Here is a 25315-nt window from a genome sequence, read left to right on the forward strand (position 1 = left end):
TGCGGTCAGGTGTGCCGGGAAGCCTGGTCGGCGCCGCCCGACGCTGCCCAGGAGAATCATGATGCCCAGCCGGAACGACGGGTCGCGCCGTCGGCTCCTGACCCGTGGCAGCTGGCCCGAAGCCCAGCGGTTCACGGAGATTCTGCGCAGGGAGACCGTCGGCGGCATCCTCCTGTTGCTGGCGGCCGGCACGGCGCTGGTATGGGCGAATTCGCCTGCCGCGCATAGCTATCACGCGCTGTCCGAGTTCGCGGTCGGCCCCGAGTCGTGGCATCTGCGGCTGAGTCTGTCGGCGTGGGCGGCCGACGGCTTGCTGGCGATCTTCTTCTTCGTGGTCGGCGTCGAACTCAAACGTGAATTTGTCGCCGGTGACCTGCGTGATCCGGCACGTGCGGCGCTGCCCATCGCCGCGGCCGTCGGCGGCATGCTGGCGCCCGCCGCCATCTACGTGGGCCTGAACCTGGCGATGGGCCACCCGGAGAATCTGGGCGGCTGGGCGGTGCCGATCGCCACGGACATCGCTTTCGCATTGGCGGTGCTTGCCGTCATATCCACGCATCTGCCCACCGCGCTGCGCACTTTCCTGTTGACCCTTGCGGTGGTCGACGACCTGCTGGCCATCATCGTCATCGCCTGCTTCTACACCGACCATCTCAACCCGGTGGCGTTGGCGCTGGCCGCCGTTCCCGGCGGGCTGTTCGTCGCGGCCGTGCAGCGCGGTATGCGGCACTGGTGGCTGCTGGTACCCCTGGCGGTGGCGACCTGGTCCCTGGTGCACGCGAGCGGTATCCACGCGACGGTGGCCGGCGTGCTGCTCGGGTTCGGGGTGCCGGTGCTCGGCAAGCACGCGTCGGCCGAGACGTTCGAGCACGCGCTGCGGCCACTGTCGGCAGGGGTGGCGGTGCCGGTGTTCGCGTTCTTCGCCGCCGGTGTGAGTGTCGGCGGCTGGCCTGGTCTGGTGGACGCGATCACCCACCCGGTGACCGCCGGCGTCCTCTTCGGGCTGGTGTTCGGCAAAGCCATCGGTGTGTTCAGCACCACATTGCTGCTGGCGAGGTTCACTGGTGCCGAGCTCGACGACGGACTGGGTTGGCTCGACGTCGCCGGGGTCGCGCTGCTGGCCGGCATAGGGTTCACGGTCTCACTGCTGATCGGTGAGCTGGCGTTCGGCGCCGGCACGGCCGTCGGCGCTGATGCCAAGATCGGCGTGCTCGCCGGTTCGGTGGTTGCCGGGATGCTGGCGGCGTTGGTGCTGCTCTCCCGCAACGCCGCATACCGCCGCATCCACGAGCGTGAGACCGCCGACGACGACGGCGACGGCGTGCCGGACATCTATCAGCCTTGACCGGTTCCACCCGGTACGCGTGCGTAGACTGTCGGAATGCTTGAACAGGTCCGCGGCCCAGCTGATCTGGCGCACCTGTCGCAGCCTCAGCTGACCGAACTTGCCGCCGAGATCAGGGAATTCCTGGTGCACAAGGTGGCCGCCACCGGCGGGCATCTCGGGCCCAACCTGGGCGTCGTCGAGCTGACGCTTGCCCTGCACCGCGTCTTCGACTCGCCGCACGATCCGATCATCTTCGACACCGGCCATCAGGCCTATGTGCACAAGATGCTGACCGGCCGGTGCCCCGACTTCGACACCCTGCGAATGAAAGGCGGCCTGTCCGGCTATCCGTCGCGCGCCGAGAGCGAACACGACTGGGTCGAGTCCAGCCACGCCAGCACCGCGTTGTCCTACGCCGACGGCTTGGCCAAGGCCTTCGAACTCTCCGGCTACCGCAACCGGCACGTCGTCGCCGTCGTCGGTGACGGTGCGCTCACCGGCGGCATGTGCTGGGAGGCGCTCAACAACATCGCCGCCGCCAACCGGCCCATCGTCATCGTCGTGAACGACAACGGCCGCAGCTACGCGCCGACCATCGGCGGCCTGGCCGACCACTTCGCCGCCCTGCGCCTACAGCCCGGCTACGAGAAGGCGCTCGAGCGCGGCAAGCACGCCCTGCGCGGGGTACCCGTCGTCGGCGAGTTCTGTTACCAGTGCGTGCACAGCATCAAGGCCGGCATCAAGGACGCGCTGGCACCGCAGGCGCTGTTCACCGATCTGGGCCTCAAGTACGTCGGGCCCATCGACGGCCATGACGAGCACGCTGTCGAGGCGGCGCTGCGGCATGCCCGCGGGTTCAACGCCCCGGTGATCGTCCACGTCGTCACCCGCAAGGGCATGGGTTATTCGCATGCGGAGAACGACGAAGCCGAGCAGATGCACTCGACCGGCATCATCGACCCGCACACCGGGCGGTCCACCGCTGAGTCGGTGCTCGGTTGGACGTCGGTGTTCTCCGAAGAGCTCATCAAGCAGGCCACGAAGCGGCGCGACATCGTCGCGATCACCGCTGCCATGCCGGGCCCGACGGGTCTGTCCGCGTTCCGACAGCGCTTCCCAGATCGGTTCTTCGACGTCGGTATCGCTGAGCAGCACGCGATGACGTCGGCTGCGGGTCTGGCCATGGGCGGCACGCACCCCGTGGTTGCCATCTACTCGACGTTCCTGAACCGGGCGTTCGACCAGATCATGATGGACGTGGCGCTGCACAAGCTGCCCGTCACCGTGGTGCTCGACCGTGCCGGCGTCACCGGCAACGACGGCGCCAGCCACAACGGTGTCTGGGACATGTCGATGCTCGGCATCGTGCCCGGCATCAAGGTCGCGGCACCGCGCGATGCTGCCCGGCTACGCGAGGAACTCGGTGAGGCGCTGGCCGTCACCGACGGGCCGACGGCCGTCCGGTTCCCGAAAGGCGCTGTCGGCGACGACATCCCGGCGGTCCGCCGCCAGCACGGCGTCGACATCCTGACCGAGCCCGCCGACGGCCTGTCCGACGACGTGCTGGTGGTCGCGGTCGGCGCATTCGCGCGGATGGCGCTCGTGGTGGCCGACCGGCTGCGGAAGCAGGGCATCGGTGTGACAGTTGTCGATCCCCGCTGGGTGCTGCCGGTCCCGGCGACCATCGCCGACCTGGCCCGAGCGCATAAACTCGTTGTCACGCTTGAGGACAACGGTGTTGCCGGTGGCATCGGATCCGCGGTGTCGGCGTCGCTGCGCCGCGCCGAGATCGACGTCCCGTGCCGCGATGTCGGTGTGCCGCAGGAGTTCCAGGAGCACGCCACCCGCAGTGAGGTGTTGATGTCGCTCGGGCTGACTGATCAGGACATCGCCCGCCAGGTCACCGGCTGGGTCGCCGCACTCGGCAGCTCGGTCGAGATCACTTCCCAATAGCCAAACCTCCCGCGAGCGTGCGTGTCTGCACCGCAATTGCGGTGTGTCGCGGGCATTTTCGTCGCGCTCGCGGGCGGTGAGTGATGCGTATTCGCCCGGCAGTCCCAATACCGCGTTGTGGATTCCGGTCGACGACGTGGCGGCCTTCCGGGCCGAGCCGATCGCCAAGCAGCACGGCTACTCGCGCCCTGGTATCGAGCAAGACGGGCCGGGTGGTCCGACGATGACGATCATCGACCCGTCGGGGAACCACCTGCGGTTCGCGCAGCCGGGGGATGGCTGAGGTAGCGCTACTCCTTGCCGTCTCTCGTCGGCGAGTCGTTGCCATGCGGCGGTGCGCCCGGTTCAGCGGCCTTGTCCTTGATCTCCGCATAGGCCGCGGCGAGAGCGGTGATCTGGTCCACCGACGACGAAGCGGACGACGGCGTCGCATCGACTCCGTACAGCTTGGCAGCCAGGCGAGCACGGACGTCGTCACGCTTCCTGGCGAGCGCCTCCCGCGCGCGGTCATCGCGCAGCGACTGGTCGATCTGCTCGGCCTTCACGGCACACGTCTGTAGGGTGTTGACCCGCTCTCGAGACCGAGACTCGAGGTCCCGAACCTTCGTCCGGGCATCGTCCAGCATCGCCAGATCGTCCGAGTCGGGAGCGGCTAGGTCGCTGAGCTCCTTGATCAGTTCGTCGAGTTCTCGTGTGGCTCGGCAGTTTTCGCGGATGGTTGCCAGCTCGCCGGTGAAATCCAGGTCCTGCGGATCGCCGAGCCAGCCTCCTGTCGCGGCTTCCGAGCGCGTGATCCGATCGATGGCGGCCTGCGCGCCGTCGAGCATGGCGACGCCGTCGGCTCCAAATTCCTCGAAGAGCCGGGCGCGTTCGATTTCTTGGGGTGACAGTCCGCGTATCGGCGTGGAGTTGGTGCGGCTGCTGATGACGACGTGAGTGATCAGCAGCCCGATGGCACAGATGCCCAGAGCAGGCACCAGGGCGATGCCCTCCGTCGCGATCCCGACCGAGATCACCACAACAGCTGACACCAGCCAGGCCTTGGTCATCACGGAGATGGGGCTGCGGTGAGAGGGGCGGCCCGCTTTCCGATCCGCCTCGGACGTGAAGGCCGCCCCGAATGCGGCGCCTCCGACCACCATGACGACGGCGAGGATGACCGTCACGACCACGAGCGGTAGGAGGAGCCGAATCATCCCGATGTCCTTCACTGGTTTGTGCGTCAATGGTAGTTCGGCGGGCTGACATGCCTGGTCGGCGCTGCGGAGAGCATCACGACGTCGGCGCGCATAGGCTCACCCCATGCACGACGAACTCGAGGCCTGGAAGTCCGCCGGCCAGTATTTCGACTACCTCGGATTCGATATCTTCTATCGTCTCGGCGGCCTGGAGCTCGGCAGCGGTCCGGTACTGCTGCTCATCCACGGCTACCCGTTCAATTCCTGGGACTGGTCGCTGATCTGGCCGACGCTCGCCGAGAAGTTCACCCTGATCGCGCCGGACATGATCGGCATGGGGTTCTCCGCCAAACCGTCGGCATACCAGTACTCGGTGCACGACCACGCTGACATGCACGAGGCGCTGCTGGCGCATCTCGGGGTCGGTTCCATCCACATCCTGGCCCACGACCTGGGGGACTCGGTCGGGCAGGAGCTCTTGGCCCGCAACCAGTTCGGGGATCAGGCGTATGGCACGCAGAACATCGAGTCGATCACCTGGCTCAATGGCGGGCTGTTCAACGAGGCCTACACGCCGCGGCTGCTGCAGAAGGCGATGTCGCGAACCCCTCTGGGCGACATCATGAGTCAGTTTCAGGGCACCCCGTTGTCGAGGCGGCTGGCCGACCCGACCATCAATGAGATGTTCGGGGTCAACACCAAGCCGTCGAAGGAGCTGATGGACAAGTTCCACCAAATCCTGGACTACAACGACGGCAAGAAGGTGATGCACCAGGTCGGCCGCTTCATCAACGACCGCTACACGCACCGCAACCGGTGGGTGCGCGCGATGCGGGAGACGACGATCCCGATGCGGCTCATCGACGGCCCGTCCGACCCGAATTCCGGAGCCCACATGGCGGCCAGGTACCGCGAGGTCATCCCGAATCCGGATGTGGTGATGCTGGCCGACGACATCGCGCACTGGCCGCAGATCGAGGCGCCCGACGCGGTGCTCGAGCATTTCCTGGAGTTCGTCACGCCCTACCTGTGGCGACCGTTCGGGGCTCGCTGATCCCGTACCCCGGGCGCTGACCACTCGGCCTTTTGCGCCCACAACGCAGAATCAGCTGGTTCACTTGCCGTCATGCGATGCAGCAGGCTGGCAGTGGTGCTCGGCACCATACTCGTCGCCGGCTGCGATGCGGGCGTGCCGACCGTCACCTCGATCGTGTTCGACGGGGAGCCGCACCCCATCACCGGCGAGGTTGTCTGTACCACGCAGCCCACCAGGGCAGGCCTCGTCATCCTGGCGCAGGGCAAGTCTGGTCAGCTCGTGCGGATCCACCTGACGCAGGTCGGCCGCATCGTCGTGCAGAAGGTGGGACTGCGGTACGACGACCACGTGACAGGCTTCGTCGCCGACCCGCAAGAGATCACCGGAATCAAAGTCGACGACGCCTACACCGTCAGCGGGCGGATGCCGCCGAATCCGGGTGAGTCCCAATGGCATACGTTCAAGATTCAGACCACGTGCCCCGGCTATCGGGACGCGCTGCCGCACGACACGGTGCCGGAGATCGGCAGCCCGTGAACGCTCGCCAGCCGCGAGCGTGCGCAAAGTGCACGCGACACACCGCGAAACCCCGCGCAGACACGCACGCTCGCGGTGGTTAGGACAAGGCGGCGGTCAGCACCGGGCCGCAGAGCTCCCGCTGCCAGGGCCGGGCGCCGGCCGCGGCCAGGAATTCGTCGACCGCAGCAGCGACATCAGGAACGGGTTGCCAGTCCCAACACAGCCGGCGCACGGTCTCCGGCGTCAGCAGGTTCTCCGTTGGTACCGAAACCTGTTCCGACAGTTCGGAAAGGCCGGCGCGGCACTTTTCCAGTCGCTCGAACGCCTCGGGCTTGCGGCGCGCCCACCGGGCGGGCGGCGGCAACCCGTTGTTCGGCTCGGATGCCGGCGGGTCGGCCTCCCGGGCCCGGGCCAGCGCGTCGAGCCAGACCTGCGCACTGCGCTTCTGCCGCGAACCGCCGAAAATCGGGAGCGCCGTGAGCTTTTCGATGGTGTCGGGATTGGCGACGGCAGCGGAGACGATCGCCGAGTCGGGCAGGATGCGGCCGGGCGCGATGTCTCGCCGCTGCGCGATCAGATCGCGCGTCTGCCACAGTTCCCGCACGGCGGCCAGCGCCTGGCCGTTGCGCACCTTGTGGATGCCCGACGTCCGGCGCCAGCGGTCACGCCGGGTCGGGCTGGGCTCGACGGTCCGCATGTACTCGAATTCCTGTGCGGCCCAATCAGTTTTGCCTTGCGACTCCAGCTCGGCGGCCACTGCGGCGCGCAACTCCAGCAGCACCTCGACGTCCAGCGCCGCGTAGTTCAGCCAGTCCGCGGGAAGCGGGCGCTTGGACCAGTCGGCGGCGCCGTGTCCCTTCTTCAGGCCAAGGCCCAGGAGACGCTGCACCATGGCCGCCAGGTTCACCCGGTCATAACCGGCCAGTCGACCGCCCAACTCGGTGTCGTACAACGACGGCGGCGTCATCCCGAGTTCGGCCAGGCACGGCAGGTCCTGGTCGGCCGCGTGCAGGATCCACTCGTCGGTGTTCACGACCTCGGCCACCGGAGCCAGCGCCGTCAGCGGGTCGATGCCGTGGCTGACGGGGTCGATCAGCACCGTGCCCGCACCCGCGCGGCGAATCTGGATCAGGTAGGCCCGGTTGGAGTAGCGGAAGCCGGATGCCCGCTCGGCGTCGATCGCGAACGCGCCGTGGCCGGACGCCAAGAGCGCACCGGCACGGGCGATGTCGCTCGCGTAGATGGCGACGGCGGGGACGCCATCGGCGGGCGCCAGCAGGGGAGTGACGTCGGGATCATCGTCAGACGTCCCGACCGAATCAGTGTCAGTCATGCGGTCACGCGCGAGTGCGCGAACCCAGATCGGTAACGCCGGCAGGCGGCAGTCCGGCAGCGTGTTCGAGCACCTCGCAGAAGGCCTGCACGTGCGGCCCCAGCTCGAGCGACGTCGCGGTCCACGACGCCCGCAGCTCCAGCTGGTGGGCCCGGGGCGGGCCGGAGATGTCGCCGTAGCGCACCGACGTCGTCGCGGTGACGGTGCCGCCCAACGCGGTGACGCCGTCGGCGTGCGACTCGAGCGCATCGACCAGCCAGCTCCACGCCACCTCGGGCAGCAGTGGGTCGACGGCCTCGGTCGAGTCCAGGTCGGCCTGGATGTAGGCGACGAGACGCATGGTGCCGTCCCAGGCTTCAGCACCTTCGGGATCGTGCAGCAGGATCAGACGTCCGAAGGCGTCGCCCTCCGAGCTCTCCGGGACAACGGAGGGGTCAGGGTGACGCACCTCTGCGCCCAGCGCATAGCTGAAGGGGGCCAGTCGCTGCGGCGGACGGATCGGGCCGAGTTCGATCTCCTGGCGCACGGTGGCGGCGTTCATTGCCGCAACAGCAGTGCGGAACTGGGCCGGCTCGGCGGAGGTCACATTCTGGGACGCTAGCCCGATCCGGCCGGTCGCGTAAGCAGGCGCGCCGATAGCCCGACATTTGGGAGCCCGGCAGGGTATAAGCGACCGCTGGAGGACATGGCAGCATTAGCGGTGATGAGCACCCGTCGTGAACTGCCGCAATCGCCCTATCTGGCTGCCGCCAACGGCCGCACTCCGGACCGGACCCCGGTGTGGATGATGCGGCAGGCCGGCCGGTCCCTGCCCGAGTACCGCGCGCTGCGCGCCACCCACACCATGCTCTCGGCGTGTTTCAACCCGGAGCTGGTCTGCGAGATCACCATGCAGCCGGTGCGCCGTCACGGCGTCGACGCCGCCATCTTGTTTTCGGACATCGTGGTGCCGCTGAAGGCTGCGGGCATCGATCTGGACATCGTGCCCGACGTCGGGCCGGTGATCGCCCACCGGATCCGTACCCCGGATGACGTCGAGGGCATCAAGCCGCTCGAGCCCCATCAGGTGGCGCCGGTGGCAGAGGCGATCGGCCTGCTGACCAAGGAGTTGGGTGATGTGCCGCTGATCGGTTTCGCCGGCGCGCCGTTCACGCTGGCCTCCTATCTGGTGGAGGGCGGTCCGAGCCGCAACCACGAGAAGACCAAGGCCATGATGCTCGGCGAATCGGCGACGTGGCATGACCTCATGGAGAAGCTGACCGACCTCACCATCGTGTTCCTGCGCGCGCAGCTGGCAGCCGGAGTTGACGCGATCCAGCTGTTCGACTCCTGGGCCGGCACCCTGTCGCTCGCCGACTACCGCGATTACGTGCTGCCGCACAGCTCCCGCATCTTCGCCTCGCTGAAGGACGAAGGCGTCCCGATGACGCACTTCGGCGTCGGCACCGCCGAGCTGCTCGGTGCCATGGGCGAGGCCGGCGCGACGGTCGTCGGCGTCGACTGGCGCACCAACCTCGTCGACGCCGCGGGCCGGGTCGGTCCGGGTAAGGCGCTGCAGGGCAATCTCGATCCGGTCGTGCTGCTGGCCGGCTGGCGGGTGGTCGACGACGCCGTCCGCCAGGTCGTCGCCGACGGGCGCCGGGCCGTCGCCGCCGGTGCGGCCGGGCACATCTTCAACTTGGGTCACGGTGTGCTGCCGGCCACCGATCCCGGTGTGGTCACCGAAGCGGTGGCACTGGCCCACTCGCTGTGAGTCGGTCGATGGGTAAGACGTATTGCGTTGTCGGCGGCGGCATTTCGGGTCTCGTCGCGGCGTACCGGCTGCGCCAGGCCGACCCGTCGGCACGCATCACCGTCTTCGATCCGGCGGACCGACTGGGCGGTGTGCTCCGCACCGAACGGCTCGCCGGACAGAGCCTGGACGTGGGCGCCGAAGCCTTTGTGGCTCGCCGGCCCGAGGTCACGGCACTGCTGAAAGAACTGGGGCTGCGGCAGATCGGCACCACCGGGGTGCGGCCGCTGATCTGTAGCGGTGGGCGACTTCATCCGATGCCCGACGGCACGGTGCAGGGCATTCCGGGGCCGGGCGCCAACCTGCGTGGCCTGGTCGACGATGCGACGCTGGCTCAGATCGCGAGCGAGCCGACGCGACCGCTGCACTGGCAGCTCGACGCCGACCCGACCGTCGCGCAACTGGTCGGTGACCGCTTCGGCACCCAAGTGGTGACGCGGTCGGTCGACCCCCTGCTGGCCGGCGTCTACGCCGGTTCGGCCAAGACCATCGGGATCCGCTCAGCCATCCCGGCACTGGCCGCCGCGCTGGATCGCGGCGCCCCGAGCCTGACTGCCGCGGTCGCCTCGGTGCTGGCTGCGGCGCCACAGACAGGCACGCCGAGCCCGTCGGTGTTCGGCGCCGTTGACGGCGGTTACGCAGTCCTGGTCGACGAACTGGTCCGGCGTAGCGGAGCGCAGTGGGTGCAGGTCGGCATCGAGGCCCTGGCCCCGGAGCGGGGTGAGCGGAGCGACGGGAGAAACCTGGGTCGGGCATGGCAGTTGCGTGACGACGAGGGCAAGCTCTGGTCGGCCGACGCGGTGGTGCTGGCCCTTCCGGCGCCACGGGTGGCCACGCTGCTCGCCGACATCGCACCGGGCAGCGCTGCCATGGCCCGGCTGATCCCGGTGGCGTCTGCGGCCGTGGTGGCCCTGGCGCTGCCGGGCGGGACTCCGCTGCCGCAGCAGTCCGGGGTCCTGATGGCGGCGGGAGAAGCCTTGCACGCCAAGGCGATCACCCTGACTTCCAGGAAATGGGGACGCGGCGGCAACGTGGAGCTGCTGCGGCTGTCCTTCGGCCGGTTCGGTGACGACCTGGCCCGCAACGTCGGCGACGACCGCTTGCTGGCCTGGTCTCTGGAGGACCTACGGACGCTGTTCGGCATCACCGCCGAGCCGGTGGACTATCTGGTCCAGCGCTGGATCGACGCCATGCCCCAGTACGGTCCGGGCCACCTCGAACTGGTCGAGGAGCTGCGGGCCGGCCTGCCCTCGGGGCTGGCTGTCGCCGGCGGCTATCTGGACGGCATCGGGGTGCCGGCATGCGTTGCGGCGGCAACCCGGGCGGCCGAGGACGTGGTGCGTGCTGGTCGTAGCCGATAGGGCACGATAGGGGTACAGCGCACGCGAGGAGCAGAAGAAAACAATGGCCAAGCTCGACTACGACGCCCTCAATGCGATGACCAGGTACATGATGATCTCGGTCTTCGCCGTCCAGCCGGATGAGCTGCCTGCGGACGAGAAGTCGCGGGCCGCCATCGCCGCCGATACCGCCGCCTACCTCAAGAAGCGCGAGGACGCGGGCGTCGTGGTCCGCGGGCTCTATGACGTCGCCGGCTTCCGGGCCGACGCCGACTTCATGATGTGGACCCACGCCGAACGCATCGAGGACCTGCAGGCCACCTACACCGGTTTCCGCCGCACCGCCCTCGGCGCTGCCACCGAACCGGTGTGGAGCGTCGTCGCGCTGCACCGCCCGGCCGAGTTCAACAAGAGCCACCTGCCGGCGTTCATCGCGGGCGAGGACCCCGGTGACTACATCTGCGTCTACCCCTTCGTGCGGTCGCTGGACTGGTACCTGCTGCCCGACGAGGACCGCCGCCGGATGCTCGTCGAGCATGGCATGGCTGGGCGTGAATACCCCGATGTGCGCGCCAACACCGTGCCGGCCTTCGCACTGGGCGACTACGAGTGGATCCTGGCCTTCGAAGGTCCGGATCTGGCCCGCATCGTCGAACTGATGTGGAAGCTGCGCTACACCGACGCCCGCCGGCATGTCCGCGAGGAGACGCCGTTCTTCACCGGCCCGCGCGTCGGCATCGAGCAGCTGGTCGCCAACCTGCCGTAAACCCCTTCGGCCATTGACTCATACGGTGTCGGGGGCCTTGCCGTCGACGGCTCCGGTCATGATTCGCTTGTGTAATTCCGTTGTGAGTACGTGGATCTGACGGGTCAGATCGGTGTTGGTCTTGAGCTCGAGTTCCTGCGTGGTGAAGTCGTGATCAGCCTTGTTCTGTTGGAACTCGGCCTGACGGTTCTGCCCGATCATCACGAATGTCGACAAGAAGATCGCCTCCAGCGAGACCACCAGGGTCAGCGTGGGCCACGGGCTGCGTTCGAGGACCAACATCCACACCGCGAACAGCGCGGCGTGGATGTAGACGAAGCTCATCGACCCCGCGAAGGCCGTGATGCGATCGGCTACCCGCAGCTGGAGGCTCTGGTTGCGCTTGATCGCCTGCTGGATCACGACCGGGTGATGAGTGGTGTTGCCATTCTTGAGCCGACGCGGGATCAGCCGGGCGAGTTCGTCGTTCATATGCGCTCCCGAGATCGGTTGTGGCTTCATTGTGGCGCCGGAACGGGTGCGGCGCATCATCGCCACCTTCCAGCACACTGGCCCTGACTAACCGACCGCGGTGCCGAACAACAGGCCCAGTACGTAGGTCACGGCGGCGGCGCCGTAGCCGATCATCAACTGGCGCAGCGCACGTCGCAGCGGCGGTCCGCCGGAGAGCAGGCCGACGACCATGCCCGTCGACAGCAACGCCAAGCCGACCAGGACCGCCGAGACCACCACAGCCGTGATGCCCGTGAGCCCGAACAGGTAGGGCAGCACCGGGATCAGCGCGCCGGACGCGAAGAACAGGAAGCTGGACACCGCGGCCCGCAGTCCGGTGCCAACGGCTTCGTGCTTCTCGGTCGACACCTCGCCGAGCGGTGAGTCGGCCAGTGCACCCGCCCGCAGGTTCGCGAACACTCCCGCGGCCCGGGCTGCGGCCTCCTGCGGGCTCATCCCGCGGGCCCGGTACACCAGTTCCAGTTCGTTGGCGTCGACATCGAGGGCTTGCACCGCGGTACCTGCCGTGGCGCTGGGCAACGAGGCCTCCAGCAGTTCGAGCTGGGAGTTGACCGACACGTACTCGCCGGCGCCCATGGACAATGCTCCCGCGATCAACCCCGCCAGCCCGGTGGCCAGGATCGTCGCGCTCGAAACCCCGGTCGCGCCGACGCCCAGCACCAGCGCCAGGTTGCTGACCAATCCGTCGTTGGCGCCGAACACCGCAGCGCGGAAACTGCCGGACAGTTGGTCGCGGCCGCGGCTGGCGAGGGCGCGCACGACCTCCATGTGGATGCGTTCGTCGGCTGCCATCGTGGCGGTCGCATCGGCGTCGTTGTCATACTCCGAGCGCGCTTCGGCTCGCTGCGCCAGGGCCAGCGTGAACACCGATCCGAGGTGACGGGCGAGAAAGCCCAGCAGCCGAGTCCGGACATCGGGGCGGCGTGGCTTGCCGACCTGGTCGCCGAGCAGCGTCAACCAGTGCTTCTCGTGGCGACCCTCGGCGGTTGCCAGTTCCAGCAGGATGTCGCGTTCGGCGCCCTCACGGCGCTGCGCCAGATCCCGGTAGACGGCGGCCTCGGCGCGTTCGTTGGCCAGATGCTGTCGCCACCGCCGCAATTGCGCATCGGTGGGGTCTGCAACCACGTCTCAGCTCTCGGCCGGAACCAGGCGAAGCGAGATCGAGTTGATGCAGTAGCGCTGGTCGGTCGGGGTGGGGTAGCCCTCGCCCTCGAAGACGTGTCCGAGGTGGCTGTGGCAGTTGGCGCACAGCACCTCGACACGCCGCATCCCGAGGCTGGTGTCGGCCCGCAGGATCACCGCGTCCGAGTCGGCCGGGTCGAAGAACGACGGCCAGCCGCAATGGGATTCGAATTTCTCGGTGCTCCGGAACAGCTCGGCGCCGCAGGCCCGGCATTGGTAGATGCCCTCGGTCTTGGTGTCGGTGTACTCGCCGACGAAGGGCCGTTCCGTCCCGGCCTCACGCAGCACGTGGAACTCCTCCGCCGAGAGCTTCTCGCGCCACTGGGCGTCGGTGAGTTGAACCTTGGGCTTGGCTTCATCCGAAGGGATGCTCATGCGCTCACGCTACCCGCGGTCGGCGCCGAGGGCTCGGACTTGGGCTCGTCCTTGGCCAACCACAACGGGTCGATGCCCTGATCCAGCCGGCCGTCCTTCTTGGCATCGAGGTAGCGGAAGTACAGCACGGAGAACACCACGATGAGCATCAGCGACCAGCCGTAGGTGATCTTGATGTACTCGAGGAACCGGCCGGTCGTCGGCCAGCGCCACATCAGGTAGCGGTCCATGGTGAGGAAGCCGTACACCGCGAGCCAGGCCGGCCAGCTCCGGATGGTCGAGCGCGGCAGCACCACCGTCATGAGGAACGGGAACAGCATCATCGAGTAGTAGCCCTGCGCCAGGGACAACACCAGCCACGAGGTGATCAGCAACACGCCCGCGGACGTCAGCATCCAGAACAGCTGATCGCGTTCGCGGTAGTACCGGTACAGCAGCCACAGGCTGCCGGCGGCCAGCAGCACGAAGGCGACGCGCAGCGCCATGATCAGCCACATCGGCAGGCCGTAGTAGATGCCGTTGCCCAGGAGCGAGCTGTTGAAGTAGTCGCGGGTCTGGAAGATGTACGGCACCGTGTTGCGGACAAAGCCCATCGGATCGGCCGACAGCGGCCAGGCCACCGCGTTGAAGATGAGCGGCACCGCGAAGGCGGCCACCAGGGCTCGCCACTGGCGGTTCAGCAGCGGCAGGAGCAGCAGCGGCAGGAGCAGCGGCTTGAGCACCAGGGTCAGGCCGATGGCGGCGCCGGCCAGCCATTCGTGGTTCTTCTTGCCGTCTAGCAGCCAGGTGAAGAACAACACCTCGGCCAGCAGGATGCAGCCGTTCACGTTGGTGAAAACCAAAGTGTTGGTGACCGATTCGGTGCAGTACATGGCCAGCAGGAGGGCCGGCAACGCCACCGACGTGAGCGAGAACTTGAACAGCCGTACCAGAAGACAGGCGGCGACGATGATCGCGACCGAGTTGAACGCGACGAACCACATCCGGGACGCGAACTCCGGCAGGAAGCCGAACGGCGACAGCAGCAGCGTGCCGCCGGGCGGGTACAGGTAGTGCGGATCGACGTAGTTGAAGTGCTCGTTGTAGATCGCCCAGTGCCGCCGGAAGTTGGACACCGCGCGGTACACCGGACCGAAGTCGTCGGTGATGTAGCCGTTCGTCGTCAGCACGTAGCTGCGGTGGATGATCGACACGATCGCGATGGGCCACAGTGCATTGCGAACGACGTCCGCGGTGCGCGGTGGGCCGCTGCGGGGACCGAAGACGCTCAGAAGCGATAGAGGGCGCGTCACCACCGAACCCTATAACGGGGTGCCCGACGGCTTAGCCAAGGGCGCGCGCCGATCAAGCGGCGAGGGACGAGCTGCGCTGAGAAGCGCGCCAAATCGGGTAAGGGCGCGCGCTGAGAAGCGCGCCAAATCGGACTCAGGCCGGGCAGAACGTGTCGGTGTCCGGCAGCTTGCCGGTGTTCACGTACGCCTGCACCGGCGGCAGGGCGCACGCCGTGTAGATGACGGTGCCGTGGCCGGTGCCCTGCCACATGACGCGGCGGCTGTTGGTGCCCGCGTTGATCGCCATGGCTGCCACCGCGGCAATGCCGTCGCCGCCGATGATCGCGTCGTTGTGGGTGCCCAGCAACAGGATCGGCACCTTCAGCTCCTTGGGCGGTGCGGGTGCGGGGCTGCTGGGCCAGCTCAGACATGGCGCCAGGCTGAGCGCGCCGACGGCGCCGAACTGCGGGTATTTCTTGGGCCAGGCCACGAGCAGCTCGCGGACGCGGTCCGGAGTGGGGCGGTTGACCGAGTCGTCGCACCGGTTGACGAACTGGCCGTCGGTCTGGCGCGTCGCCTCGGCGGTCGCACTCAGCGCGTTGAGTGCGGTCGGGTCGCCGCCGCGGGCCGCGGCCAGCGCACCGGCGAGGAACTGGGTGTTGGCCAGCCCGTCGCCGCGCGGATAGCCGAGTGCGGTGGTGATCGCCTCGACCAGGCCGGCCGTCGAGGCGCCGCCGGCGCCGCGCCCGGCACGCGCCTCGGCGAGCATGCCGTCGATGGCGCCCTTGGGATCCGGGCCCAGCGGGCAGTTGTTGGCCACGCATTGCGCGGCGAACGCATCGAGCGCAGCCTGCTGGCCCTTGATCCGCTGCTCGGCCGCGGCTTCGGCGGAGACGCCCAGCGGCAAGGGGGAGTCCAGCACCAGCCGGGCGATCTTGGTCGGGTGCGACGCCGCGTACGCCAGCGCGACCTGGGCGCCGTTGCCGATGCCGAGCACGGCCAGCGCGGGCACGTCCCAGGTGCTGCGCAGTCGTTCCAGGTCCTCCGCCGAGTGCGCGTTGTCGTAGGCCGACTCACCTGGCGCGATGCTGTCGGTGCAGTCGGTGGTGGCCGAGGTGGCGACCTTCGCCAGGTTGGCGACCTGGTCGTCGCCGGCGAGGAACTGGGCCTGGTCCAACAAATCTTGGCGGTCATTGCTCGACACACAGCTCAGCGGGCCGGACAGGCCCATGCCGCGGCGGTCGACGGCGACGACCGGGCGCGTCTTCAGCAGGTCGACGCCGCCGCGCTGCAACCACACCGGCAGCTGACGCGAGGTCGGGATGTCCGATCCGGTGGTCATGACGATCGGACCGGCGTCGGCCGGTGTGGTGGCCAGGCGGGCACGTACGACACCGATGCTGACGGTCCCGGCCGAGCCGCCCAGGGAATCGAGGTCGGCATCGTAATCGGAACAGTCCAGGACGACGCCGGGCACGGCGGGCACCGTCGCGTCGCCGAACACCCGGGACGTGCAGTCGTGCCACGTCAGGTCCTTCTTGGGCACGGCGATCGGCGGCGGGCCCTCAGGCGCCTTGGAGGCGGTGGCTGCGCCCTGCGGGCGGGCACCGGAGTCGGTGACGTACCGGGGGTTGGCGGCCAGCAGCGGAGCACATCCGGCGACGACCGTCGACAGCACCACGGTCGACAGGCTCAGGGCCGGGAGCAGGTGGCGACGCATGGCCACCACAGTAGCGATGCCGGTGGTCCGGACCCGTCAGCGGACGTAGCGCGTGTACAGGTAGCCCGCGGTGTCGGTGAGCACGTGGCTGCGGCGCAGCCGGGTGTGGGCCTCACCGGGGCCGGAGGCGATTCGCCGGGCGAATCCACCGACCAGGATGGGGGCGATGGTCACGCACATCTCGTCGATCAGGTCTTCCTCGATCAGCATGTTCAGCACTGACGGCCCGCCCTCGGTCAGCACCCGCCGCAGCCCGCGCTCGCCGAGGATGCGGAGCACGACGTGCGCGTCGACCCGGTCGGGTGCGGTGCCGGAGGCGTCGATGACCTCCGCGAGCCCGGTGAACCGGCGGCAGGTGTCGTCGATGCTGTCGCGGCTGGTGAGGATCAGCGGCGGCACCTCGGTGCGGGTGAAGAACTTGGCGTCGTGCGGGATGTCCGCGCTGTGCGTGATCACCGCGATCGGCGGCACCTCGGCCTGGCCCCGGAGCTGACGGGCCTGCCGCTGCGCCGCGGACATCTGGGCGCCGGAGTAGTTCTCGATGCGGACGGTCGCCGCGCCGACCAGGATGACGTCGGCCTGCTGGCGCATGAAGCCGAACAGTGCCCGGTCACCCGGACCGGCCAGGCCGCCGGCGCGACCGTCATCGGTGGCGCCGCCGTCCAGGCTGGAGATCATGTTCGCCCGCACCCAGGGCCGGTCGAGTTCGGCAGGGTAGCTGTAGAACGGCGTCAGCACCGTGTCGTCGCCGGTCTCGGCGCCGGCCGGGAAGGCAGCGCCAACCGCGCTGAGCTCTGTGAGCTGCGTCGCAGCGTCGGGATCGGACACGTGAATCATTGCAACACGCCGCTATGGTGCTGTGATGCCTGGGGCCAGCCAAGTCGCGCACCTGACCGACCGTCACCCGACCGTCACGCCGGAAAGACTGGTAGCCGAGCTGGTTCCGCCGCCTACCTTCGCCGAGGTCAGCTTCGACACCTACCGGCCGGATCCGGGCGAGCCGTCGCAGGCTGCCGCGGTCGTGTCGGCCCGCAAATTCTGCGAGGACGCGACGCGCCAGCGGGCCGGTAAGAAGAAGTTGTTCGGCAAGCGCGAAGCGCTGCCCGGTGTCGGCATGTACCTCGACGGCGGCTTCGGTGTCGGCAAGACCCACCTCTTGGCGTCGACCTACTACACGCTGGCCGGAGCCGGCGCGGGTCCGGCCGCATTCGCCACGTTCGGTGAGCTGACCCAGCTGGCCGGCGTTTTCGGCTTCACCGAGTGCATCGACCTGCTGTCCGATTATGTGGTCGTCTGCATCGACGAGTTCGAGCTCGACGATCCCGGCAACACCACACTGATCTCGCGGCTGCTCTCGGCGCTGGTGGAGCGCGGCGTGTCCATCGCGGCGACGTCGAACACGCTGCCCGAGCAGCTCGGTGAAGGGCGCTTCGCCGCGCAGGACTTCCTGCGGGAAATCAACACGCTGTCAAGCATTTTCACCACCGTCCGGGTCGAGGGCCCTGACTACCGGCAGCGTGCACTGCCGTCGGCTCCGGTGCCGCCGTCGGACGACGAGGTGCGGTCCTGGGCCGTCGGCGTGGAAGGCGCCACGCTCGACGAGTTCGACGCCTTGTGCGCGCACCTGGCGACCATGCACCCGTCGCGCTATCACGCGTTGATCGAAGGCGTGCAACGGGTTTTCATCACCGGCGTGCACATGGTCTACGACCAGGCCGTCGCGCTGCGCCTGGTGTCGCTGATCGACCGCCTCTACGACGCCGGCATTCCCGTGGTGGCGTCGGGGGAGAAGATGAACACCGTTTTCAGCGAGGAGATGCTGGCCGGCGGCTTCCGCAAGAAGTACCTGCGTGCCACGTCGCGCCTGCTCGCGCTGACCCATGAGGGTACGCAGCTCCACGCCTAGCGCTGGAGCGGCCGCACCAGCACGTAGTCGCTCTCGGTCCGCTCACCGAGCCGAAAGGTCTTGGTGCCGCTGACCTCGAATCCGTGCTTGCGGTAAAACCGTTGGGCGCGCCCGTTTTCCTGGTTGACGCCCAGCCACACACATCGGGCGCCGAGGTCCCGGGCGAATCCGACCGACGCATCCATGAGTGTCGCGGCGACCTTGCCGCCGTGGACGTCGGGCAGCACGTAGCACTTGGACAGTTCGACGGCCGGTCGCTCCGGCACCGCGCGTTGCACGTCGGCGTCGTCGATCACGCCGCGAATCAGCATGGTGTAGCCCAGGAGTCGGGTGTCGTCGTGGGCGACGAACACGGCGCGCTCGGGATCACGCAGGTACTCGTCGAAACGATGCGCGGACAGATTGGCGGCGATGAAGGCGGCGATGTTCTCCGGCGTCGACGACGGCGGGCACGCCAGCGGGAAGGTCGCGGCGGCCACGTCAGCGAGTTCGGCGACATCGCCGGCGTGCGCCGCCCGCACCTGAACTGTCATCGGAATCTCCTTGTCCCCGGCCACAAAACTGCCCCTGTCCGCACGGGGCAGGGGCAGTTTATGTCGGATCGACAGCGGCTCAGGGGATCGGTGTGCCCGGCTGCCAGAGATTCCACTGTGCGAGGTGGGTGCCGGTCGCCGGGTTCAGCATGACCACGTTGCTGACCAGACCGCGGTACACGTCCCAGTAGACGACACCGTCGACGGTGGCGCCCGCCGGTGCGTTCAGCAGCTTCAGTTCCAGTGCGTTGGGGTCGTCGGTGTGCTTGGACACGTAGGCATCGGCGAAGGGGGTGACACCGGTGAAGGTGGCGCCGGAGGCCATCCAGTAGGGGTTCGGTGTCGAGATGACGTGGACCGTGACGTCGGACTTCCACGGTCCACCCTGATTGCGCCACCGCGGGGTGCCGTTCCAGGTCCAGCCCGGCGGTTCGTCGGACGGGAGCACGTTGTGCACGGTGACGTCGGCGACCAGGCCCTTGTAGTCCACCCGCAAGGTGTCCCCGACGTTGCCGATGCTCGTCTCGGCAGCCGCCGACGGCGCCAGCGTGGCGGCCAGCAGGGTCAACGCACTGAGCAAACCCGCCAGCCAGCGGTAGGTCCTGTTGCCGTTCACGCCCGTGCTCATCGCGTCCTCTCAGTTATGACTGCATCGCATGATGGCACACCGTCATCACGGCCTCGCCCGAATGGACTAGATCTGGCCACCTCAGCGAGGTCGGTGGACCGGTTTGTCCCTGTCAGCGGACGCTCACGCCTGCCCGGGCTGGCCTCCGGCCGACTGCTGGGCGGCGACGATGTCGCGGAGCATCTTTTCCAGCTCGGTTTCGAGGCGGCCCTTGTCGACCCCGAGGTGGTGCAAGGGTCCGTCGGTGTCCTCGGATTCGAGGAGTGCCAGCAGGATGTGTTCGGTCCCGATGTAGTTGTGCCCCAGCCGAAGTGCCTCGCGGAAGGTCAGCTCCAGCACCTTCTTGGCGGCGCTGTCGAAGGGGATCAGGGCCTTGGGTTCGGCGGTGCCGACGGAGACGGCGGTGGCCGTGCGGATCTGCTCGGCGGTGACGCCCTGGTTGGTCAGCAGGACCATGGCCAGTGAGCCCGGATCGGTGAGCAGTCCGAGCAACAGATGGTCGGGGGTGATCTCGGCGCTGCGCGACGTGTGTGCGGCTTGCTGGGCTTCGACGACGGCGGTCCGGGCACGCGGGGTGAACCGGCTGAATCCGTCCTTCGGATCCATGGTGTCGAACCGGGGTTCCTTGGGGACGAAGCGTTTCTGGGCGGCCTGTTTGGTGACACCCATGCTGCTGCCGATGTCGGTCCAGGACGCGCCCGAGCGGCGGGCCTGGTCGACGAAGTGGCCGATGAGATGGTCGGCGATGTCACCGAGGTGTTCGGCGGCGAGCATCGCGTCGGTGAGTTGGTCGAGCGGTTCGGTGTGCACCTTCTTGATCGCCTCGATCAGGTCATCGAGGCGGATGGTGCCGGCGATCGGATTGGGGGTCGACGTATGTGCGGATTCGGACATGCGTCAACCGTAGGTTGACGATAGGGAATCGTCAACCGCAAGTTGACGAAATCTACGAGTGGCGCAGGGTGTCCCAGTCGTGCTCGGTTTCCAGCTGCTCGATCGCCTTGGCCGTGCGTTCCTTCAGCACCAAGGTCACGGTCAAGGCGAGCAGGGCGCCGACCAGCAAGGCGACCCAGGAGAACCGGGCCAGCCACTTCTCGGCGGCGACGCCCAGGTAATAGACGACGGCGGTGGTGCCACAGGCCCACACCACGCCGCCGGCCGCGTTCGCCGCCAGGAAGTGGGGGTATCGCATCTTGAGAGCTCCGGCCAGCGGTCCGGCGAAGATGCGCAGCAGTGCGACGAAGCGGCCGAAGAAGACGGCCCAGACGCCCCAGCGGCTGAAGAGCCGGCGCGCCAGCGCGACGTGGCCCGGCCCGAAGTGTTTGGGAAACCGGCGGCCGAGTCGTTCGAACAGTGACATGCCGAAACGTCGGCCGATGCTGTATCCGATCGAGTCGCCGATGATGGCGCCGGCGGCGGCCGAGAGGCCGACGCCGGCCGGGTCGATGTCGAGGGTGTGCCGTGTCGACATGACGGCCGCCGCGACCAGAATGATCTCGCCCGGCAACGGGATTCCCAGGCTTTCCAGCCCGATCACGAGCCCGACCACGAGATACACCGCCAGCGGCGGGATCGATTGCAGCAGCGCGTCGACGTCCATGCCGCTAAGGATGCACTACTACGGTGCGGGCGGCGCCGGGGCGGGCGCGGGTGCCGGGGCGGGCGCACCGCCACCGCCGCCGAGGGTGCCGAGAATCGCGATCGCGGCACGCGCCTGCGGGGAGATGTTCGGTCCGGGTCCAGGGGAGTCCGGCGCGGCATCGGTGACGTGCCAGGGCTGGCAGCCGCTGGTCTTGAATGCCTTGTCGGTCGGATCGATGAGTACGACCTGGGGCTTGGCGCTCATGGCGCTGTCGATGACGTTGTTCTTGGCGTGCGGGTCGACGTCGTTCATTCGGCGCCAGTAGCAGCGGTGATCACCGACGGGGCCGGCCGTGGCGTACGTGCCGGGCGCGATGTCCTTGCCGACGATGAACAGCCCGTCACCGTCGATGCTGGTCTTCGGGCCTGCGGCGCCGGGCGCTGCGGGGCCCGGAGGGGCGGGCGTGGGGTCGGCCACGGCGACGGCCATTGATGCGCCCCAGCTCACCACAGCCAGTGCCGCGGCAGCGGCGATCGACGTCTTTGAGCTCATGACGACAAAGTTTAGCTCTTCTAGCAATGTGCGTGGGGTGCGCAGTGGTGCAGAAAACACCGCAGGGCGTGGGCCGTCGTGGCCCACGCCCTGCGGTGTTGGTGTGCGAGATCAGTGCGGCAGCAAGCTGCCGAGCACGCCGACGGTCTGCTGTCCGAGGAACGTGCCCAGCTGGCCGGTGTTCTGCTCGTAGTAGCTGCCGGCCACACCGGTGTTGTGGTTGTAGTAATTGCCCGCCTGGCCGAGGGCCTGCTCGTTGGCGGTGCCGAACGAACCGATCGCGTGGTTGAGCTGGGTGCCGAACTGGCCGATCGCCTGGATCGGGTTCGGCGGCGGCGGGGTTGGGGCGGCCGAAGCGGCGCCGGCTCCGGCGAGCGCGACGATTGCGGCGCCTCCGGCCAGCGCGATCGATCCTGCGATGCGAGTGGTGATGTTAGCCATGATTGGGTTCCCTCCTGGAGCGAAACTCGCTTACAGCAAATATTTGTAGTCCAGATTCGGGCGCTTCGCAACCATATGAGCGAACTTTTCGGGAGTGTCTATTTTGAAGATTGGTATTTGCTGGGTAAATCGAGGGCGACCGCTGGTCTGATGCCGGGTGGGACGCGTGTGACATCACGCCGGCGTCGCCCGCCAAACCGGCGCCACCCTGTCGATAATATATTTGAACTGCAGCGATACCTGTCTCGTGACACCTCTGAGTGGGTTGCTGGCCTGCGAGGTTCGACGCTGTGGAGGTTACGCCGATTGAATTAGCTACAGCGTGGGTCAATATCGCCCGATAGCTATTGAATGAGACGGCTCGGTCTAGTTCATCGGTGCGTGGCAGTAAAGCGTTACGCGCCGCGCGAAGGGCGGCCGAGCGTGTTCACTGTCGCCCTGGCTTCGTGGCCTACGGACGGTGTTGGGATGCCCTGGTGACGAGGCGCCGAAACGACTGCTCTATGACTGAATGACCAAAGGAGTCATAGGTATGGCAGTCGCTTTCGCGTCCGGCGAAAAGGACGACATCGCACGCGTGCTGGTCGATACGGCCGAGCGGCTGTTCGCCACGCCCTGCTGAGTGTCATGCGGTCGGTCGGCCTGCTCGTGATGAACAAGGACCGGTTCGGCGCCGACTACGACGCCGTGCTCGAGGCCACCATCCGGACCCTGGCAAGAGGGATGCTCCGATGAAGCTTCTGGACAAGTGCGCCCGCGCCGCCGGCATGAGCGACGAGGCGTGGCGCCGCCACGCCAACCCATGGAGTGTGTGGACGCGATTCGCGGCTATCCCGCTGATGATGCTGGCGATCTGGAGCCGCGTCTGGATCGGTTGGTGGGCGCTGGCGCCCGTCGGCGTCGTCGTCCTGTGGCTCTGGTGGAATCCGCGCGCGTTCGCGCCCGTCGACGAACCGGTTGCCTGGTCGTCTCGCGGCATCTACGGCGAACGGCTCTGGCTGCAGGATCGTTCGAGCATGCCGGCGGGTTTCGCTGTGGTGCAACGAATTTGGATCGTCGGCGCGGTGGTCGGTGCAGCGTTGCTGACATGGGGGCTCGCCGCGCTGCTCATCTGGCCGGCGGTGTTCGGCGCCGTACTCGTCGGGTACGGGCAGCTGTGGCGCATCGACCGGCTGGGCATCTTCTATGACGAGGTGGCCGTTGGTCGGTGACCGGACTCATTTCGCACTTTGGCCGCGCCCGGGGGAGCGCTGCGCGAGAATAGGTCGATGCCCGAGTCCAGCGAAGCACGAGCGATCGGTGAAGTCGTGACACGTCTGGCGGCTCGATACCCGTCACTCGACCCCGCGCGGATTGCCACCGCGGTCCGGCAGACGCACGAAGGTTTCGCGTCGTGCAGAGTGCGGGATTTCGTGCCACTCCTGGTGGAGCGACACGTGCGCGCGGAGCTCGATGAAGGCCTCCGGGCCACCGCGGTCTGAGTCGTTCGCTTACGGCCTCTGATCAGCCTTCGCAAGCGATCCCGTCGCCATCACGGTCCTGGGACGCCTTGTAGTCCGGATCGCCCTGCGGGATGTTGTAGCGACCATCGGCGTGGGCTGCCGAACAGTTCTTGTAGCCGGATGCCAGTGCGGCAGGGGCGATGGCCACCCCGGCAGACGTGATCAGGGCAGCAACGATGAACGCACGCAACATTTTCGACCTCGGAGAGTTAGCTCGGAACGGCAATATGCCGATATTGCGAACTGGACGCTACCGGGCTTGTGCTGGTCTGTACGCGGAATGGGGAAATTCCTGCAGATTGGCTGTGAATGTATGTCTGGTTGCTGGTTGCAGGCTGAAAGTAAGAAAAGGCCCGGTTCGAAAACCGGGCCTGTCCTGAAGATCGTGGTGCGCGATACTGGGATTGAACTTGTACTAGTCGACCGTTTCGAGCGACAGTCTGAACTGCAATGACAGGTATTTGAACTGCTAATACACGAAACAGTATCACGTGACATGAATTGACGCTAGGGACTTGGTCAGACTTGCCAGTTGCATGTTTGTTGCATGAAACTAGGGTCATGCAACAGCGTCGGAAGTTCGGCCGTATCCGTAAATGCCAGCCGTCTGGGCGGTACCAGGCCAGCTACACCGGACCAGACGGGCGCCTGTACAAGGCGCCCAAGACGTTCGCGGCCCGAGAAGACGCCGAGGGTTGGTTGCATGACCGCCGCAAGGAAATCGACCGGGACCTCTGGAGCCCGCCAGCAACCACCGAGCAGAAAGCGACAGCGACACAGCGCAAGGCCGAGGGCGAGAAGTTTGAGGATTACGCGAAGCGTTGGGTGCAGACACGCACCGTCGGGGGCCGACCGCTGAAGCCGAGGACTGTCGAGCATTACAACGCGATGCTGGCGGACCACCTCAACCCGACCTTCGGGGGCAAGGCCGTCCGCGACATCACGATGGGGTCGGTCGACAAGTGGTACGCGACCACGCTGAAGAACAAGCCGACGATGCGGGCACACGCCTACAGCTTGTTGCGCACCATCTTGGAGACGGCGCGGACCCGTGACCGTCTGATCGATACCAACCCTTGCCTGATCCGCGGTGCGGGTACGGCCAAGCGCACGATCAAGCCAGAACCGGCGACTCTCGAACAACTTGCGACGGTCGTTGAGGCGATGCCGGCGCGCTTCCAAGCGATGACGCTGTTGGCGTCGTGGACAGCCCTGCGGTTTGGCGAACTAGTCGAGCTGCGCCGCAGGGACGTCGAGCTGACGGAGAAGAAGGATCAGGATGACGTCGTAACTCACGACGGCGTCCTGCGAATTCGCCGCGCTGCCGTCCGGATCGACGGCGGCTGGGAGGTGGGCGATCCGAAGTCAGAGGCTGGCGTTCGTGACGTTGCGATCCCGCCGCATATCGTGCCCGCTCTCAAAGATCATTTAGCGAAACACGTTGAGCCGCCGAGTGATGCGCTGCTATTTCCCGCCCAATCTGGCGGGCATCTTCAGCCATCGTCGTTGTATAGACACTTCTACAAAGCTCGTACGGCGGCCAACCGTGAAGACCTCAGGTTCCACGACCTGCGTGGCACTGGGGCGACGATGGCGGCCTATACCGGCGCAACGTTGGCCGAATTGCAAGCGCGCCTTGGGCATTCCACGCCGCAGGCGGCGATGCGCTATCAGCATGCGGCGCAGGGCAGGGACAAGCAGATCGCTGCGGCGCTGAGCAAGCTCGTGCAGTAGCTAGGAACCTGTCGATTTCCTGTGAAAAGCGCAAAGCTTACAGAACGTGGATCCGTGCGCTCGGGGCGCGTTCACGCAGTTCAGGGCAGGTTTTTCGGCCCCAACGACGAAAATCTGCGATTTCTAATCTGA

28 protein-coding genes are annotated in these 25315 nt (G+C 67.3%); 12 read left to right on the top strand and 16 right to left on the bottom strand.

Annotated features, from left to right (window positions below):
• Nucleotides 1-61 precede the first annotated feature (61 nt).
• From nhaA to G6N59_RS28120, 3 genes are all read left to right on the top strand, one after another.
• Nucleotides 62-1345: a Na+/H+ antiporter NhaA gene (nhaA, locus tag G6N59_RS28110; protein ID WP_138230193.1), complete on the top strand. Its 1284-nt coding sequence runs from the start codon at nucleotides 62-64 to the stop codon at nucleotides 1343-1345.
• A gap of 36 nt (nucleotides 1346-1381) precedes the next feature.
• Nucleotides 1382-3280, top strand: coding sequence for a 1-deoxy-D-xylulose-5-phosphate synthase (gene dxs / locus G6N59_RS28115; protein ID WP_138230194.1), 1899 nt, complete (start codon nucleotides 1382-1384; stop codon nucleotides 3278-3280).
• 76 nt (nucleotides 3281-3356) lie between these two features.
• Nucleotides 3357-3563, top strand: a complete 207-nt coding sequence (locus G6N59_RS28120) for a glyoxalase superfamily protein (protein WP_138230195.1) — start codon at nucleotides 3357-3359, stop codon at nucleotides 3561-3563.
• Between the two features lie 7 nt (nucleotides 3564-3570).
• Here the strand turns inward: G6N59_RS28120 and G6N59_RS28125 are convergent, their stop codons facing one another.
• Nucleotides 3571-4476: a hypothetical protein gene (locus tag G6N59_RS28125; protein ID WP_138230196.1), complete on the bottom strand. Its 906-nt coding sequence runs from the start codon at nucleotides 4474-4476 to the stop codon at nucleotides 3571-3573.
• 106 nt (nucleotides 4477-4582) lie between these two features.
• On the opposite strand from G6N59_RS28125, the gene G6N59_RS28130 reads away from it, so the two are divergent.
• Nucleotides 4583-5512: an alpha/beta fold hydrolase gene (locus G6N59_RS28130; protein WP_138230197.1), complete on the top strand. Its 930-nt coding sequence runs from the start codon at nucleotides 4583-4585 to the stop codon at nucleotides 5510-5512.
• Between the two features lie 72 nt (nucleotides 5513-5584).
• Entirely contained in the window at nucleotides 5585-6031 is a 447-nt protein-coding gene (locus tag G6N59_RS28135) for a lipoprotein LpqH (protein WP_138230198.1), read from the top strand.
• Nucleotides 6032-6110: 79 nt separating this feature from the next.
• On the opposite strand, the gene G6N59_RS28140 is transcribed toward G6N59_RS28135, so the two are convergent.
• Entirely contained in the window at nucleotides 6111-7346 is a 1236-nt protein-coding gene (locus tag G6N59_RS28140) for an HRDC domain-containing protein (RefSeq protein ID WP_138230199.1), read from the bottom strand.
• A 4-nt stretch (nucleotides 7347-7350) separates the two neighbouring features.
• Nucleotides 7351-7887: a DUF3000 domain-containing protein gene (locus tag G6N59_RS28145; protein WP_234884193.1), complete on the bottom strand. Its 537-nt coding sequence runs from the start codon at nucleotides 7885-7887 to the stop codon at nucleotides 7351-7353.
• Nucleotides 7888-8049: 162 nt separating this feature from the next.
• On the opposite strand from G6N59_RS28145, the gene hemE reads away from it, so the two are divergent.
• The 3 genes from hemE to hemQ are packed head-to-tail and all read left to right on the top strand — an operon-like array spanning nucleotide 8050 to nucleotide 11244.
• A complete protein-coding gene (gene hemE / locus G6N59_RS28150; RefSeq protein WP_138230201.1) occupies nucleotides 8050-9099 on the top strand; it encodes a uroporphyrinogen decarboxylase in 1050 nt (349 codons plus the stop codon).
• 8 nt (nucleotides 9100-9107) lie between these two features.
• Complete coding sequence (locus G6N59_RS28155; RefSeq protein WP_138230202.1) at nucleotides 9108-10499, top strand: protoporphyrinogen oxidase; 1392 nt, start codon at nucleotides 9108-9110, stop codon at nucleotides 10497-10499.
• Between the two features lie 43 nt (nucleotides 10500-10542).
• On the top strand, nucleotides 10543-11244 hold the full coding sequence (gene hemQ, locus G6N59_RS28160; RefSeq protein WP_138230203.1) for a hydrogen peroxide-dependent heme synthase: 702 nt from the start codon (nucleotides 10543-10545) through the stop codon (nucleotides 11242-11244).
• Nucleotides 11245-11262: 18 nt separating this feature from the next.
• On the opposite strand, the gene G6N59_RS28165 is transcribed toward hemQ, so the two are convergent.
• The 6 genes from G6N59_RS28165 to G6N59_RS28190 all read right to left on the bottom strand — a co-directional run bounded on the left by G6N59_RS28165 (nucleotide 11263) and on the right by G6N59_RS28190 (nucleotide 17133).
• Nucleotides 11263-11715 carry a DUF1003 domain-containing protein gene (locus tag G6N59_RS28165; RefSeq protein ID WP_138230204.1) on the bottom strand — a complete coding sequence of 151 codons (453 nt, stop codon included), beginning with the start codon at nucleotides 11713-11715 and terminating at the stop codon, nucleotides 11263-11265.
• Between the two features lie 87 nt (nucleotides 11716-11802).
• Nucleotides 11803-12882 carry a VIT1/CCC1 transporter family protein gene (locus tag G6N59_RS28170; protein ID WP_138230205.1) on the bottom strand — a complete coding sequence of 360 codons (1080 nt, stop codon included), beginning with the start codon at nucleotides 12880-12882 and terminating at the stop codon, nucleotides 11803-11805.
• A 3-nt stretch (nucleotides 12883-12885) separates the two neighbouring features.
• The gene (msrB, locus tag G6N59_RS28175) at nucleotides 12886-13314 is read right to left on the bottom strand and encodes a peptide-methionine (R)-S-oxide reductase MsrB (RefSeq protein WP_138230206.1); all 429 of its coding nucleotides are present in this window, start codon (nucleotides 13312-13314) and stop codon (nucleotides 12886-12888) included.
• On the bottom strand, nucleotides 13311-14606 hold the full coding sequence (gene aftC / locus G6N59_RS28180; protein ID WP_138230207.1) for an arabinofuranan 3-O-arabinosyltransferase: 1296 nt from the start codon (nucleotides 14604-14606) through the stop codon (nucleotides 13311-13313). The genes msrB and aftC overlap by 4 nt, the downstream gene beginning before the upstream one ends.
• 133 nt (nucleotides 14607-14739) lie before the next feature.
• Nucleotides 14740-16305: an alpha/beta fold hydrolase gene (locus G6N59_RS28185; RefSeq protein ID WP_179970250.1), complete on the bottom strand. Its 1566-nt coding sequence runs from the start codon at nucleotides 16303-16305 to the stop codon at nucleotides 14740-14742.
• Between the two features lie 36 nt (nucleotides 16306-16341).
• A complete protein-coding gene (locus G6N59_RS28190; RefSeq protein WP_407665790.1) occupies nucleotides 16342-17133 on the bottom strand; it encodes a pyrimidine reductase family protein in 792 nt (263 codons plus the stop codon).
• Nucleotides 17134-17167: 34 nt separating this feature from the next.
• On the opposite strand from G6N59_RS28190, the gene zapE reads away from it, so the two are divergent.
• Complete coding sequence (zapE, locus tag G6N59_RS28195; protein WP_138230210.1) at nucleotides 17168-18211, top strand: cell division protein ZapE; 1044 nt, start codon at nucleotides 17168-17170, stop codon at nucleotides 18209-18211.
• Here zapE and G6N59_RS28200 read toward each other — a convergent pair.
• From G6N59_RS28200 to G6N59_RS28225, 6 genes are all read right to left on the bottom strand, one after another.
• Complete coding sequence (locus G6N59_RS28200) at nucleotides 18208-18744, bottom strand: GNAT family N-acetyltransferase (protein ID WP_138230211.1); 537 nt, start codon at nucleotides 18742-18744, stop codon at nucleotides 18208-18210. The two genes, zapE and G6N59_RS28200, sit on opposite strands and share 4 nt — an antisense overlap.
• A gap of 79 nt (nucleotides 18745-18823) precedes the next feature.
• The gene (locus tag G6N59_RS28205; RefSeq protein WP_138230212.1) at nucleotides 18824-19372 is read right to left on the bottom strand and encodes a hypothetical protein; all 549 of its coding nucleotides are present in this window, start codon (nucleotides 19370-19372) and stop codon (nucleotides 18824-18826) included.
• Between the two features lie 123 nt (nucleotides 19373-19495).
• On the bottom strand, nucleotides 19496-20266 hold the full coding sequence (locus tag G6N59_RS28210) for a Clp protease N-terminal domain-containing protein (RefSeq protein WP_138230213.1): 771 nt from the start codon (nucleotides 20264-20266) through the stop codon (nucleotides 19496-19498).
• 52 nt (nucleotides 20267-20318) lie between these two features.
• A complete protein-coding gene (locus G6N59_RS28215; RefSeq protein WP_138230214.1) occupies nucleotides 20319-20972 on the bottom strand; it encodes a DedA family protein in 654 nt (217 codons plus the stop codon).
• Between the two features lie 18 nt (nucleotides 20973-20990).
• Entirely contained in the window at nucleotides 20991-21506 is a 516-nt protein-coding gene (locus tag G6N59_RS28220; RefSeq protein WP_138230215.1) for an Rv1352/Rv1906c domain-containing protein, read from the bottom strand.
• A gap of 111 nt (nucleotides 21507-21617) precedes the next feature.
• Complete coding sequence (locus G6N59_RS28225; RefSeq protein ID WP_138230216.1) at nucleotides 21618-21947, bottom strand: hypothetical protein; 330 nt, start codon at nucleotides 21945-21947, stop codon at nucleotides 21618-21620.
• 731 nt (nucleotides 21948-22678) lie between these two features.
• Here G6N59_RS28225 and G6N59_RS28230 point away from each other — a divergent pair.
• Together G6N59_RS28230 and G6N59_RS28235 are read left to right on the top strand one after the other, a co-directional pair.
• Nucleotides 22679-23158 carry a DUF6653 family protein gene (locus G6N59_RS28230; protein WP_138230217.1) on the top strand — a complete coding sequence of 160 codons (480 nt, stop codon included), beginning with the start codon at nucleotides 22679-22681 and terminating at the stop codon, nucleotides 23156-23158.
• Nucleotides 23159-23215: 57 nt separating this feature from the next.
• Complete coding sequence (locus tag G6N59_RS28235) at nucleotides 23216-23428, top strand: three-helix bundle dimerization domain-containing protein (RefSeq protein ID WP_138230218.1); 213 nt, start codon at nucleotides 23216-23218, stop codon at nucleotides 23426-23428.
• Nucleotides 23429-23450: 22 nt separating this feature from the next.
• Here G6N59_RS28235 and G6N59_RS28240 read toward each other — a convergent pair whose 3' ends face one another.
• On the bottom strand, nucleotides 23451-23642 hold the full coding sequence (locus tag G6N59_RS28240) for an excalibur calcium-binding domain-containing protein (RefSeq protein WP_138230219.1): 192 nt from the start codon (nucleotides 23640-23642) through the stop codon (nucleotides 23451-23453).
• 368 nt (nucleotides 23643-24010) lie between these two features.
• Between G6N59_RS28240 and G6N59_RS28245 the strand changes: the two genes are divergently transcribed.
• Nucleotides 24011-25183, top strand: coding sequence for a tyrosine-type recombinase/integrase (locus G6N59_RS28245; protein ID WP_138230220.1), 1173 nt, complete (start codon nucleotides 24011-24013; stop codon nucleotides 25181-25183).
• Nucleotides 25184-25315: the final 132 nt, after the last annotated feature.

Origin of the sequence: Mycolicibacterium aubagnense (assembly GCF_010730955.1) — a bacterium.
Lineage (GTDB): Bacteria > Actinomycetota > Actinomycetes > Mycobacteriales > Mycobacteriaceae > Mycobacterium > Mycobacterium aubagnense.

Bases quoted from the DNA above. Each gene is read 5' to 3' on its own strand.
- hemE (WP_138230201.1), top strand. From the start codon at position 8,050: ATGAGCACCCGTCGTGAACTGCCGCAATCGCCCTATCTGGCTGCCGCC.
- G6N59_RS28220 (WP_138230215.1), bottom strand. From the start codon at position 21,506: ATGAGCTCAAAGACGTCGATCGCCGCTGCCGCGGCACTGGCTGTGGTG.
- G6N59_RS28230 (WP_138230217.1), top strand. From the start codon at position 22,679: ATGAAGCTTCTGGACAAGTGCGCCCGCGCCGCCGGCATGAGCGACGAG.
- zapE (WP_138230210.1), top strand. From the start codon at position 17,168: ATGCCTGGGGCCAGCCAAGTCGCGCACCTGACCGACCGTCACCCGACC.
- G6N59_RS28185 (WP_179970250.1), bottom strand. From the start codon at position 16,305: ATGCGTCGCCACCTGCTCCCGGCCCTGAGCCTGTCGACCGTGGTGCTG.
- G6N59_RS28205 (WP_138230212.1), bottom strand. From the start codon at position 19,372: ATGAGCACGGGCGTGAACGGCAACAGGACCTACCGCTGGCTGGCGGGT.
- G6N59_RS28215 (WP_138230214.1), bottom strand. From the start codon at position 20,972: ATGGACGTCGACGCGCTGCTGCAATCGATCCCGCCGCTGGCGGTGTAT.
- nhaA (WP_138230193.1), top strand. From the start codon at position 62: ATGCCCAGCCGGAACGACGGGTCGCGCCGTCGGCTCCTGACCCGTGGC.
- G6N59_RS28210 (WP_138230213.1), bottom strand. From the start codon at position 20,266: ATGTCCGAATCCGCACATACGTCGACCCCCAATCCGATCGCCGGCACC.
- G6N59_RS28240 (WP_138230219.1), bottom strand. From the start codon at position 23,642: ATGTTGCGTGCGTTCATCGTTGCTGCCCTGATCACGTCTGCCGGGGTG.
- G6N59_RS28200 (WP_138230211.1), bottom strand. From the start codon at position 18,744: ATGACAGTTCAGGTGCGGGCGGCGCACGCCGGCGATGTCGCCGAACTC.
- hemQ (WP_138230203.1), top strand. From the start codon at position 10,543: ATGGCCAAGCTCGACTACGACGCCCTCAATGCGATGACCAGGTACATG.
- dxs (WP_138230194.1), top strand. From the start codon at position 1,382: ATGCTTGAACAGGTCCGCGGCCCAGCTGATCTGGCGCACCTGTCGCAG.
- G6N59_RS28135 (WP_138230198.1), top strand. From the start codon at position 5,585: ATGCGATGCAGCAGGCTGGCAGTGGTGCTCGGCACCATACTCGTCGCC.
- G6N59_RS28145 (WP_234884193.1), bottom strand. From the start codon at position 7,887: ATGAACGCCGCCACCGTGCGCCAGGAGATCGAACTCGGCCCGATCCGT.
- G6N59_RS28125 (WP_138230196.1), bottom strand. From the start codon at position 4,476: ATGATTCGGCTCCTCCTACCGCTCGTGGTCGTGACGGTCATCCTCGCC.
- G6N59_RS28245 (WP_138230220.1), top strand. From the start codon at position 24,011: ATGCAACAGCGTCGGAAGTTCGGCCGTATCCGTAAATGCCAGCCGTCT.
- G6N59_RS28225 (WP_138230216.1), bottom strand. From the start codon at position 21,947: ATGGCTAACATCACCACTCGCATCGCAGGATCGATCGCGCTGGCCGGA.
- G6N59_RS28165 (WP_138230204.1), bottom strand. From the start codon at position 11,715: ATGAACGACGAACTCGCCCGGCTGATCCCGCGTCGGCTCAAGAATGGC.
- G6N59_RS28130 (WP_138230197.1), top strand. From the start codon at position 4,583: ATGCACGACGAACTCGAGGCCTGGAAGTCCGCCGGCCAGTATTTCGAC.
- msrB (WP_138230206.1), bottom strand. From the start codon at position 13,314: ATGAGCATCCCTTCGGATGAAGCCAAGCCCAAGGTTCAACTCACCGAC.
- G6N59_RS28235 (WP_138230218.1), top strand. From the start codon at position 23,216: ATGCCCGAGTCCAGCGAAGCACGAGCGATCGGTGAAGTCGTGACACGT.
- G6N59_RS28140 (WP_138230199.1), bottom strand. From the start codon at position 7,346: ATGACTGACACTGATTCGGTCGGGACGTCTGACGATGATCCCGACGTC.
- G6N59_RS28155 (WP_138230202.1), top strand. From the start codon at position 9,108: ATGGGTAAGACGTATTGCGTTGTCGGCGGCGGCATTTCGGGTCTCGTC.